This is a genomic window from Paenibacillus harenae (assembly GCF_030812415.1).
Lineage (GTDB): Bacteria > Bacillota > Bacilli > Paenibacillales > Paenibacillaceae > Pristimantibacillus > Pristimantibacillus harenae_A.
In genome coordinates this window covers 393382-406094 of the sequence record NZ_JAUSST010000006.1, presented here as the reverse complement: position 1 = coordinate 406094, position 12713 = coordinate 393382, and the positions used below count along the sequence as shown (strand labels likewise).

Below are 12713 nucleotides of genomic sequence, written 5' to 3'. Positions count from 1 at the left end.
GGTAAAACCGTTGTTCATCGTCTTTCCCTATTCCCGATAAGCGCTCGGCTTGCTTCATTTCATTCGTTGTTTATGTAAAAGGATACCTAAAAGCAGCAGTTCCCTCTACACCCAAGCATCGTTGGAATAACCCCGCTGCTCCCAATACCCGACATGCTCGCCTTCAATCAGCTCGATCCGGTTCAGCCATTTGACCGACTTGTACGCGTACATCTTCGGTACGATCAGCCGAACCGGGCCGCCGAGGTCGCTCGGGATCGGCTTGCCGTCATGCATGACCGCGACGAGCACGTCATCCATATCGGCTTGTTCAAGCGTGAGCGTATCTGTGTATACGCCGTCGCCTGAGTAGAACTTCACAGTTCGGGCGGACGCCTTCACCCCTGCTTGCTTCAGCAGATCCTTCAGCTTGATGCCCTCCCATGTATTCTTGTACACCGACCAGCCCGTCACGCAGTGGAAGTCGCTCACTTGCACCTCACGCTTCAGCGCAACGAACTGCTTCCAGTCCCACTTGCTGGATTTCTCGACTAGCCCGTCAATCGTGAACGACCAGTTCTCGTTCGTAAAAGTCGGGATCGGCGTGACCGTGTATACGCGGAATTGTCCTTGCGCTCCCCCGCCGAGCGGCGGCGACGATGCCGGGAGCGGCTGCGGGGCGGGAACGAGGCTGTTCGCATCGTTCTCGATCAGCTTGTCGAGCGTCTGACTGCCGCCGACTCCAAGGTTGCCTAGCGAATCTCCGACCCACTTCAGGAAGGACGGCCCGATCGTGACGGCAAGCCCCGCGCCGATAGCGCCTCGAATGAACGACCGGCGCGTATACACCGGCTGAGGCGCAGCAGGATGAAGAGCATCCTTATCGGCATTACGCTCATCTCCCCGCTTAACCGTCCGCCGATTCGGCTCCTTGAGCCATTTGACCCGAGTGAGCGAGTGATAAATGATGTACGGCAGCCCGATCCAAGTAAGCAGATCATGCACGACCAACGCGACGTTCGAGACGCGCGGCCCGACCGCCCGGAACTGCCACAGCAGCACGCCGGACAAAAACCAGCCGAGCAGAAGCCCCAGCACGATCAGCACATTGGCTCGCTGGGCGGGCTTATCCTTAAGCTGCTTCCAATGCTTGCCTGCCAACAACAGGTAATACAGCACGGGCATAATCGAGGCGATGCCTACGACGATATGCAGCCACTTGATCCATACTCGGCCTTCGCCAAGAATACCGCGCCAGAAGCCGCCCACCAAGACGAGTCCCGTAAGCGCCAAAATAACGACGATCCATCCGTTCCACGCATGCAGCGATACGAGCTTTTTGCCGAATCCTTTGCGCAGCCTCTCTAATATGCCACTCACAGGGTCTCCACCTCGATTCGGGTATTTTCAGGCATAACCGATCTTTCATCCGCTTTACGAACCGTAAACCAGAACCTGCTGCCTTGCCCGTTAGCTTGCTCTACGCCGATCTGTCCGAGGTACTGCTCCACGAGCAGCTTCGCAATCGACAATCCCAAACCCGCCCCCCCGCCTTCGCGGCTGCGGGAGCGGTCCAAGCGGTAGAAGCGTTCGAAGATGCGCTCTCGCTCTCGCTGCGGAACGCCTTCCCCTTCATCCGTAACGGTAAAGCGAACAAAGCCGTCGCCCCGCTCTTCTGATTCTATTCGAATAATACCTTCATGAGGGGAATGCCTTACCGCATTTTCGATCATATTTTGAAGGACTCTCTGCAAATGCCGCTCCAGCATGTAAACTTTAAGCGAGTGCTCCGGAAGAAGCACGCGCAGCTGCAAGGACTTCTTCTCGAGCTGCAAGGTAAATCGCGGAAGCAGTTCTACGAGAACATCCTCTGCCACCGCCGGCGAGTATGCAGTGTCTTGCTGCGCGCCTGCGTCCAGTGTCGATAGCTCGAATAAATCTTGAATGAGATCCCCAAGCCGTACGGTTTCCGAACGAATGGTCGATAAATAACGTCGATAAGTCGTTTCATCTTCGATTACGCCATCCTCGAGCGCCTCGGCATACGATTGCATAGAAGCGAGCGGGGTGCGAAGATCATGGGCCATATTGGCGACCAGCTCCCTCTGAGCGGACTCGGCCGCCTTCACTTGCCGGAAGCTTTGCTCCAGGCTGACGCCCATCCGATTGAATTGCTCGGCCAGTTGTTTGAATTCCAACAATCCCGTATCCGCGACCCGCGCTTCCAGATCCCCTGCGGCAATCCGGCCCGCGCCTTCTCCTATGCGCCTAACGGATGCTTCGAGCGGTCTGACGAGCACGAAGAATAACCCGGAAGATACGATACCCGCTCCGACCGTAGCAAGCGCAAGCCAGATGAGCTGCTCCTTGGTCACAAGCATGTATTGAAAAAAGACGAGCAGCAAAAGGATGATGAAAGCGATACTGATCGTGTTTGCCAGTATTAAATAGGATCGCAGCTTCATGAGAGGAATCCTTTTCCGTCCAGCTTATATCCAATGCCCCATACCGTCTTGATCCAGCTTGGATCGGACGGATTCGGTTCGATCTTCTCCCTCAACCGGCGTACATGAACCGTGACGGTTGTCATATCTCCTTCATAGGCAACGTCCCATACGTGATTAAGCAGTTGACTTCGGGAAAACACTTTTCCCGGATAGGCCGCCAGCAGCTGCAGCAGATCGAACTCTTTGGCCGTCAGCTCAACGTTTCTCCCGGCAATCTCTACCCTTCGCTCCGAAGGAAAGATCGATAACCCATCGAAGCGCAGCGCCTCCCGAAGCTGCTCCGCATCCTTTTTTCCATCCCTGAGAGCGGCAGCTTCGTGATCCCTATAGCCCGTTCGCCTTAAAATATTTTTGACTCGGAGCACCAGCTCTCTCGGACTGAAGGGCTTGGTCATATAATCGTCGGCTCCCATCGTAAGACCGAGCAGCCGATCCGGCTCCTCCCCGCGAGCCGTCAGCAATATAATCGGCGTATCCTCTGTCTGGCGAATCGTATCGCAAACCTCAAGCCCGTCTATCTTCGGCATCATCAAATCGAGCACCAGCAGATCCGGTCGATGCTCGCGCCACAGGTTAAGAGCCTCCTCGCCGTCGGATGCAACATAAACTGTGTTGCCCTCGCGTTCGAGATAACGCCGGCACACATCCGTTATATTTCGTTCATCATCGGCCACGACAATGCGAGCGCTCATGCCGATCCCCCCGTTCCTTCTTGCATCTTCCTTCTATTATAACGCCAATCGGCGACGCATTCGACTAGCTTGCAAAACAATCCCCCGCCAGTCAGCGAGGGACGTTTCCTACATTTTGTTGTCTTCCTTCATCTCGTCTTCCTTCATCTCGTCTTCCATCATGCCTTCATCCTTCTTGCCTTCTTCCATCATGCTGTCGTCCTTCATTTCCTTCTCTTCCATCATGCTATCTTCTTTCATTTCTCCTTCATCCATCTTCTCTTCTTCCATCATGCCGTCATCCTTCATTTCCTCATCGTTCATGCTGTCCTTCATTTCCGTGGCCGGCTTCTCGTTCATCATCTCGTTGTCATTCGAATTGCATGCGGAAAGCAGAAGCATCAAACCTGTAACAAGCACAACCCCGTACCTTTTCTTCATTTCGTTTCCCCCTTAGTCAAATGAACTAGCCTACTAATCGAAGCTTAAACGTTAAAGCTAACTATCCAAGAACGATCGTCTTGCGAAAGGATTATAAAAAGCTTACGAAAGTATGAACTCACCATCGTCCCACCTGTTTCACAGCTGTGTTTGAAATAGAGGGAATTTCTCCAGTTATTTATTGGAAATAGAACCGTTGGGTAGAATAACGGGAATTCCTCATGTTAATTTCACCGATATCACCCACCCTATTGAAAACCGAAGATATTAACTGGAGAAATTCCATTTATTTCGTTTGACGCTATTTAACGTATGTCGATTGGTCAGTCATAGAAAAAAACTGTTCCCATCGCACCATACACGCGACAGAAACAGTCTCTTCCCTTAAACCCATACAGTAGTGCTAACCTATGCGTTATACTTCGACAACGTAAACTCAAACACCATATCCCGATTCGCCGGAATCAAATACTCGTCATGAACGGGCGCGCCCCAGCTGTCATCGCCACCGACGCCCATTTGTCTTCCCGCAACGGTTACGACCGTATAGTGAACGTCCGGCAGCTCCCATGCGTGGGCGGCATTTTCAAGCTCGAAAGCCGTGTACGGCGACAGCGTGCATTCGACCGGCGCTTTCGGATCGGCATTCAGCTTCAAGCCCGCGCCGGTAGCATCGGTAATCGATAAGCGCCGAACACCCGTCCGGTTGCCCGACTCCTGCGGTACGAGGTAGCTGGAAGGCAGCTCGTCCACCCGCCGTTCGAACACGCCAAGACGTGCGCCGAACGCGCGATCGATATAGTTTTCTTCCGGTCCCATGGCATACCACTCGGAGCGGTTATAGTCAGCCGGTATTTTAAAAGATAACGCGAAGATCGGCAAATTCGGCAAGCCTTCGGCGCCGATATACTGCGAACGGACGCGCAGGCTTCCATCCGCGAATACCGTATAGGCCACGCTCACCTTTACTTCCGGGTGGATACTGAACGTATATTCGTAAGCAACCGTCGCCGTGTCGGCGGCATCCTTCGTCAGCTCCACCTTCACACAGCGGCGCGCCAAGCTCGCGGCATACCAAGCCCCTGCTTGGAAGCCTTGGTTATACCCTTTGTCGTTATCCGTTGTCGCCCGCCAGAACAGCGGCATCGGAGGCGCAGAGATCAGCTCTCGGCCATCGCCGTACCGCAATGATACAAGCGAGCCCGCCTGCTTCGAGAATATCATCGCGAAGCCTTCGCCGGAAACTCCGATGTTGACGTCGCCCTCGATAACGGTAACCTCCCCGGAAGCCTGCCCCGCAACAACCGATGGCTCCACAACGTAGACATGCTGCCCGAATGCGACTTCATGTCCGGCTTCTGCCCACAGACTACCTTCTGTCAATAGAAGCGACGCATGGATGCAATATTCGCCTGGCGCGGCATCCGCTCCCTCTGGAAATTCCAAGGTAATCATGCCCGACTGCTGTGCAGTTACAACCGCATTACTGGATCCGGCAAACACTTCCGTGCCGTCCCGATACAGGCGGTACTGCAGACTCAAGCCTTCGGTACTCTCGAACAGGTTCTCGTTCCGAACGGCGACCGCATCTCGCGCCACTACGAGCTTCACGTTTTGATACAGGAACTTAACCTCCTGCATCTTCGGCGTTTCCTTCCGATCGGCAAACACGATGCCATTGCCGCAGAAGCTGTAGTCGGTTGGACGATCATCGAAGTCTCCGCCGTACGCTAAGTACTCCTCGCCGTACCGGTTCTTCTTGACGAGCGCTTGATCGATATAATCCCAGATGAAGCCACCCTGATACATCGGGTACTTGCTCTCCAGCTCCGTGTATTTGTGCAACCCCCCTACGGAGTTGCCCATCGCGTGCATGTACTCGCAGCTGATGTAAGGCTTGGCCGGGTCCCCTTGCAAATAAGCTTCGATATCCGCCGGCCTCGCGTACATGCGGCTTTCCATATCGCTCGTATCGTCGAACGCCCGATTGTGGAACACGCCCTCGTAGTGCACCAAGCGGCTTGGGTCCGCCTCGCGGAAATAGTTAGATACGTTAAGGATGACCTCGCCTGCATACGACTCGTTGCCGCATGACCAGATGAGAATGGACGGATGGTTTTTGTCCCGCTCCAGCATCGACACCGCGCGGTCCATGACGATCGGCTGCCATTCCGGCTTATCGCCCGGCACGTTCCACGAAGGCTCGACCGCCCCCATCTTCTGCCAGGAGCCATGCGATTCCAGGTTCATCTCGTCAATAACGTAAACACCGTATTCGTCGCACAGCTCGTACCATAACGTCTGATTCGGATAATGCGACGTACGCACGGCGTTAATGTTATTGCGCTTCAGCGTCGCAATGTCCCAGAGCATATCCTCCTTCGTCACGACCCTGCCGCTGCGGCAGTTGAACTCATGGCGGTTAACGCCCTTAAATACGATTCGCTTGCCGTTTAAGCACATTAACCGATCGATCGTCTCGAACCGGCGGAAGCCGGCCTTCTGCACAATCGCCTCTGCCAACTCACCCTCCGCGTTCAGTACCGAAATACAAACCCGATATAAATAAGGTTTCTCCGCGCTCCATAGCTGCACTTCTCCCGCAGAAGCATTCAATGTCAACGAACCATTCTCGAAATGTCCCGATACGGCAGCCACCGGCTGGCCCGCCGCATCCTTCAGCTCTACTCGCGCCTGCGCCGCCGGATGCACCTTGTCCATCAGCCGCAAATCCACGGTTAAGCTGCCCTGCGAATAGGAATCGTCCAGCTCCGCACGAACGCGCACATCTTGTACATGCAGTTCAGGAATCGTATACAAGTACACATCGCGGAAAATACCCGAGAACCGCCAGAAATCCTGATCCTCCAGCCAGCTGCCCGTGCTCCGCTGATACACCTCGACGGCAAGCTTGTTCTCCCCCTCGCGCACATGTGGCGTCAGCTCGAACTCCGACGGCGTGAAGCTGTCCTCCGCGTAGCCAACGAACTCGCCGTTCATCCAGACGTAGAAGGCCGACTCGACGCCTTGGAACGAAATGTACACCGGATGCCCCTTCATATTCGCAGGCAGCTCGAACGTCTTCACATAGCTGCCGACCGGGTTCACCTTCGGAAGCTCGGGAGGACGTACGCCATCCAGTCCGTCCCACGGGTACATCGTATTGACATATTGCGGCGAGCCGAAGCCCTGAAGCTGAATATGACCCGGCACCACAATGTCCGGCCACCCCGAGTGATCGTAATTTACGTCATAAAATAAAGCTTCTCTCGCTTCCGCTCTGTCCGAATAGCTGAACTTCCAGCTTCCGTTTAGCTCATGCCGAAGCGCCATCGGCTCACCTGCTTCCGCTTCCTCCATCGTGCGGTAGTAGCGGTGATCCGAGTGGGCATCGAGCCGGTTCACGCGAAATACGCCCACATCGCCGAGCCATTCATAGCTTGCTTTCATTCCTGTTTTCATTCCTGCTCCCATTGCTTACGCTTCAATCCTCTCTATGCCAACATTCGTCAGTTTGTAAATGCTCTGTCCGCCTATATGCACGTCAAAGCTATCATTCTCCAAAACGACCCGAGGCGCCTGTTCCCAATCCTCGGTACAATTGTCCCGCTCGTCTCCGGGATTTCCGTATATGCCTGTCGCCATCCAATGGACGCCCGGCTGCAAGCTGGCCGTCACTGTCGGAATAACCGTCCGCGCATACATCACATTCGTATTCGCGTTCGGATGAACAAGCTCGGCTTGCCCGCCGCCATAGAGCAGTCGAATGCCGCTCGCCCCCCGAGCCGATACGGCCAGCGCTCCGCCCTCACCCTTGCTCTCTTGCAGCGTTCGTTTCCCTTTCCGATCTTCAACGCCGAGCGCATACCCGCCGTCGGCGGCGTCCAAATACCTGCTAGACGCGATGCGATGGATACGCACATGCCAAGGCGCTCCGACGACGAGCCACGTCCGTACCTCGACGTCGTGCCACGGCTTCCATACGGTATGAATAACGCCATCCCCGATCGTCGACCGCTCCGCTTTCCGCTTCACCCGGTAGATACGATCGCCTTCGCTAAGCGCAAGAATCGAATCGTACGCGCCCTGCGCAAGCCCCCACTCCGCCCGCGGCACGCTGAAGCCGAACCGATTGGAATACGCGAACTTTTCGTATTTGGCCGCCGTATGCGTATGCTCGTTCGTCGAAGGATGCCCCGCATTGAAGGCGACAATATGATCGCTCGCTTCCTGCCTCTGAATGATCAGATGAGGCGATTGCTGCACGGAGCGCTCGCCCAGCTCCGGCAGCGGCAGCTCCTCCGCCTGCCAGAACGGATGCTCCTCCGGCAGCGCCAGCGGCAGGAACGTCTTGAAGGCCCAGTATGGCGATCCCGGCGCATTGTAATTTTCCGCCATGACGAGATTCGGATACGCGTACCCGATCGACAGTCTGCCGTCCGCCTCGAAGATCGGCTGGGCGAACCACCAGCGCAGATGCCGAAGCACAATGCCCTTCATGACGCCATAAGGAAACACCTCCACGCCTGCATAAGCAAGCACGCTCCAGAAGGCCGCCTGCGAGAACCGGTACGTCAGGCTTCGTCCGTACGGCAGCGCGGAGCCGTCGCCCGCGAACCAGTAGATAAAGTCCTTCGCGAACGCCGCCGCCCTTTCCTTATACAACGCCGCCCGCTTCGGATCCTCCTCCCCCATCCAATCGGCGTAGATCAAGCCGTAATAGTGGATGGCGAAAGGCCCATAGTAGTCGCAATGCCCGCCGATGCCGTCCGAATACCAGCCGTCGGACAAGTAGAACTCGTCGATCCGATCCAGATTCGCGTCCATTTGCTCCCGGTCATACGGCAGACCAAGCTTCTTGAAGCCCAGATTGACCATAACGAGAAAGAAGAGCCAGTTGCAGTCGTAAACGGTGCGCCCGTTAATCTGGTTGAACCAATCATAGAACCGCCCCTTCTCCACCTCGCTCAACGGCTGCCACACTTGCTCCGGCGCAAGCGCCATCGCAAGTCCGAAGGATGCCATCTCCACCAGCTTCTGATCGTAATCGTTCACGACTCCCCAATATTCCGCATGCCCGGGATTCGTTCCGTTCCTGATTCCTTCCCTGTAGATGTCCCACAAAGCGGAATCGCCGCCTCCGGAAGCCAGCGGCGCAAGTCCCCACAACACGCGCGAGAAGCCTTCCATCTCCGCGGTTTCGCTCGTGCAGCCCGAGCCGGTCTCCCCCAGTTTCAGATGCGCCTTGCCCTCGCTGTAATAAGGAACAAGCGGCTCGCACAGCTGACGCATCGCTTCCTGCATATCCGCTCTCGTCGCGAGCGGATTGGATGCGATCGGCAATTGAGCCGATTTTTTCCCCATGCTCATGTTCACTTCTCTCCTCTCCCTAACTGCTCTCTACCAGAACAGCTGCTCATGTCCGTTCAATTGCGCGATTCCTTCGGCGAAGAAATAGTCGCCGTAGATAAGCGGCACATCGATGTTTCGGCCTTCCGGATAATGGCTCGTCCCGTGCAGGATCAGCCCTTCCTCATCGCTCCGGTCCCATGCTCCGTAATTCGTATACAGCGAATAAAGCATACGCTCCCCCGCGTTATAATAAAGCGAACGTTCCTCTTCCTTGACCAGCCTTGCGAGCAGCAGCAGTCCCGAAGCCGCGCAAGCTCCGGCAGAGGAATCACGGTACTTGACGACCTCCGGCGGCGTCCTGAAATCCCAATGCGGCACATGGTCCTCCGGCAAATTCGCGATGAAGAAATGTGCCACGCGCTTCGCCGCGTGCAGGTAACGTTCCTCCCTCGTGTATTGGTAGGCCAAGCTCATGCCGTACAATGCCCATGCCGCGCCTCGCGACCATGCGGAATCGGCCGCATAGCCTTGGCCGCCGTTCACGCCCAGACGTTCTCCGTTCACCGGATCGAAAATAACGACATGGTTGACCGAACCGTCTGGACGGATGAAATGCTCCAGCACCGTATCGGCATGCTCTACCGCCATATGCTTGTAGCGCGGATCGCTCGTCGTTTCCGTCGCCCATTGCAGCAGCGGCAGATTCATCATGCAATCGATAATCGCCCAACCTTCATTCCGGTCGCCGGGCCTCCAAGGATTCCAAGCGCGTATGAACTTGCCTTGTACGTTGAAGCGCCCTCCGAGCAAATTCGCCGCTAGCAGTCCGCGCCGCCGAGCTTTCTCGTCACCCAGCAGCTTATATCTTGCCACGCTTGTCAGCGTCCACATAAATCCGATATCGTGATCCAACCTTTCATAATCTAGAATGACGCCGTCCAGCTGATCCTCGCATGATTCCGCCAGCTCCCGCAGCCGCTCGTCCTTCGTCTCCCGATATACGAGCCAGAGCAGCCCCGGCCAGAACCCCGCCGTCCACCATGAAGCCGGCTCGAGCTTATACGTCCCGTCAACGCTCGCATGGGGAAATCCATCGCGTATCCGCAAGCTGGTGCTTGCGACCTTCTTCGTAATCCGCGACCACGCTTCCGCGTGCCACTCCATAATCGTTTCCATTGCGTCTCCTCCGCTCCAATCTTTTTCTATTGCATCCTCTCTCCATTAAGTTTAAAATCTAAAGCTTCACTGCTCTATAGAAACATGCTGTACTAAGTGTACAAACTTGCGGTTTTCATGTGAAAGGTTGTGTGTATCGTGCAATATAAACCATATTCCTGGCCGGATAAACCCTTTTCGCACAATTGTTCACTCTTAACTGCTTTGTTCACGGAAGGAAGCAGCATTTATGCACAAAGTAGAGAACGGTCTACTACCGTATGCCCCCTGCACAGGCTATAATTGAGCAGAAATGTACACCTTGGTGCAATGGAACAATATAGAGATTAAGGGGGAAATTCATTGCGTTTGAACATGATTAGAAGGAACGGGAAATTATACGTCCGGCTGCTGCTTGGGATCACACTTAGCATCGTCTTGGTGCTGCTGATCAGCTCATCCGTGTATTATTTCTCTTTCACAGGCATACTCCAAGACAAAGCGTATGAGTCCGATCTCAGCAATCTAAGGCAGACGGGACAAGCCGTAGCCAACACGACGGAGAGCGCGCAATCGGTAGCTTTCCAAATTTATCGCAACAGCGCAATTGCCAAAGTCTTGTATTATCAAAATCCGAATGCCTTTGACGCGCAAGCCGTCATGATCGACCTTAACAACTACTTGGCTACCATGCCTTATATCCAGTCCATATACGTATATAATCCTTCCGAGGATCGCTTCTATATATCCGCGCAAGAGGGCCAAAGCGGCATTCTTAAAGGAAACGAAGTCAACGATACGGGCATTATGGAAATACTGGACCATTATCAGGAGTATAAGCCGTTCGCCCCGATCCCAAGAATTATCAAGGCGGACAATCCCGAGATGGAGGATATGGGCGTCTATACCTATCTATGCTACGATGCCATCAGCTCCAACAAACAAATGAATTCTGCCGTAGTCGTCAACATTTCGGCTTCCTGGATCAATCGCGAGCTGGCAAGCAAAACGAATGAAAGCACCTCGCGCACGCTGCTCGTGGACGACCGGGATATCGTGCGTTCCGTAAGCGATCTCAAGCCTTTGCAGCTTAGCGATCAAGACCTATCGCTCATCAGGAGCGAGCTTGGAGAACCGAATGCCAGATACACGATAGCCGACTTTGAAGGGGTCAAATCTTTAATCTCGCGCACCTCTTCCGATCAATATGACTGGCACTACGTCCGCATATCGCCATATGACGAAATCGTCAAGGAAATGAAGTCGGTACGGGTAACTACGCTGCTGATCGCCTCTTCTGTACTGCTAGCGGGGTTGTTCCTGTCTTGGCTGCTCTCCCGCTACTTGTACGTGCCGATCAACAAAATCGAGAGCCGCATGGCGGATCTCGAATCCGAGCGAAGGAACAGCAGCTATACGATACGCCAGAACATTTTGCACAAGCTCGTTCAAATTCAAGAGTTCGATCCCCAGGTGCAGCTTGACAAGCTGAAAAGGGCCGATATCTCGTTCGATTTCACGAAGCCCTATCAGCTCGCATATCTGCGCATCGATCAATTCGAGAAATTGAAAAAAAACAATTCCAAAGATCTGCTGACCTACAAATTCGCCATCATGAATATTGCGACGGAAATATGCTCCAAGCACTTCCGTGTCGATTCGATCGAGCTGGAGGACGATAGCATCCTGATGCTGCTCAACGTCGTAGACCATTCCTTGTCGGAATCCGAGCCGCTTCATGCGATGCTCGGCGAAGTGCAGGCTGCCTGCTTGGAGTACATTCATATCGGCATATCCATCGCGGTAACGCCGGTCACCGATAACCCGCACCAGCTGCACGCGATGTACAAGCAAGCGAAGGAAGCTTCTTACCACCGTTTCTTCCAAGGCAGAAGCGCGATAATCGAGACGGAGTCGCTTCCGTTCACCGAAGTCAGCTACTCCTTCCCGGTCGGCAAGGAGAAACGGATGATCGATGCCCTGGTCGCGGGCAAGATCGATGAAGCCAAGTCGTTGTTCGCGGAAATCATCGGCGAGACCGCTCCGTATCCGATTCGCATCGTCCATTCGGCGGCTACGCATATAACTGTCTCGCTTGGCAATATGCTGAAGGAAATCGAGCGGAACGGATCGCTGCAGCTGGGCTTCAACGCGGAGCTGGCCGTGCCGAGGATCGAGGATTTCGAAACGCTGGAAGAGATGACGGACGCATACTATGCATTCTTCGATTTATTGAAATCCAAGCTCGTCGAGAAACGCAGCGGCAAACAAGAGGATCTCATACGGAAAATCACGCACCTTATTGAAACCCGCTTCACTGATCCGAACCTCAGTCTTAACTATGTGGCCGACGAGCTGAACATGTCTTCCTATCACATCAGCCGCGTCTACCGTCAGCAGACGCTGACAACGATCGTTGATATGATCAATCATGTCCGCATGGAGAACGCGAAGGAACTCCTGACGACGACCGAATGCTCCGTATCCGATATCGCCGAGAAGACCGGCTATGCGAGCAGCTCGTACTTCCATCGCATGTTCAAGAAGATATACGGCGTCACGCCGTCGGAATTCAGAAACGCGCATGCCAAGAAATAGCGCCGCAATA

At 54.6% G+C, this 12713-nt stretch carries 8 protein-coding genes; 1 reads left to right on the top strand and 7 read right to left on the bottom strand.

Features of this window, described 5'->3' with window-relative positions:
• Window positions 1-105 precede the first annotated feature (105 nt).
• The 7 genes from J2T14_RS22860 to J2T14_RS22830 all read right to left on the bottom strand — a co-directional run bounded on the left by J2T14_RS22860 (window position 106) and on the right by J2T14_RS22830 (window position 10126).
• The gene (locus J2T14_RS22860; RefSeq protein ID WP_307474487.1) at window positions 106-1359 is read right to left on the bottom strand and encodes a molybdopterin-dependent oxidoreductase; all 1254 of its coding nucleotides are present in this window, start codon (window positions 1357-1359) and stop codon (window positions 106-108) included.
• Window positions 1356-2444: a sensor histidine kinase gene (locus J2T14_RS22855; RefSeq protein WP_307474485.1), complete on the bottom strand. Its 1089-nt coding sequence runs from the start codon at window positions 2442-2444 to the stop codon at window positions 1356-1358. Before J2T14_RS22855 ends, J2T14_RS22860 begins: the two co-directional genes overlap by 4 nt.
• A complete protein-coding gene (locus J2T14_RS22850; RefSeq protein WP_307474483.1) occupies window positions 2441-3178 on the bottom strand; it encodes a response regulator transcription factor in 738 nt (245 codons plus the stop codon). The genes J2T14_RS22855 and J2T14_RS22850 overlap by 4 nt, the downstream gene beginning before the upstream one ends.
• A gap of 108 nt (window positions 3179-3286) precedes the next feature.
• Window positions 3287-3598, bottom strand: a complete 312-nt coding sequence (locus tag J2T14_RS22845; protein WP_307474481.1) for a hypothetical protein — start codon at window positions 3596-3598, stop codon at window positions 3287-3289.
• A gap of 408 nt (window positions 3599-4006) precedes the next feature.
• Window positions 4007-7060, bottom strand: a complete 3054-nt coding sequence (locus tag J2T14_RS22840; RefSeq protein WP_307474479.1) for a glycoside hydrolase family 2 TIM barrel-domain containing protein — start codon at window positions 7058-7060, stop codon at window positions 4007-4009.
• A 15-nt stretch (window positions 7061-7075) separates the two neighbouring features.
• Entirely contained in the window at window positions 7076-8968 is a 1893-nt protein-coding gene (locus J2T14_RS22835) for a DUF2264 domain-containing protein (protein WP_373458186.1), read from the bottom strand.
• A gap of 30 nt (window positions 8969-8998) precedes the next feature.
• Window positions 8999-10126, bottom strand: a complete 1128-nt coding sequence (locus J2T14_RS22830) for a glycoside hydrolase family 88 protein (RefSeq protein WP_373458185.1) — start codon at window positions 10124-10126, stop codon at window positions 8999-9001.
• 342 nt (window positions 10127-10468) lie between these two features.
• On the opposite strand from J2T14_RS22830, the gene J2T14_RS22825 reads away from it, so the two are divergent.
• The gene (locus J2T14_RS22825; RefSeq protein ID WP_307474477.1) at window positions 10469-12703 is read left to right on the top strand and encodes a helix-turn-helix domain-containing protein; all 2235 of its coding nucleotides are present in this window, start codon (window positions 10469-10471) and stop codon (window positions 12701-12703) included.
• Window positions 12704-12713: the final 10 nt, after the last annotated feature.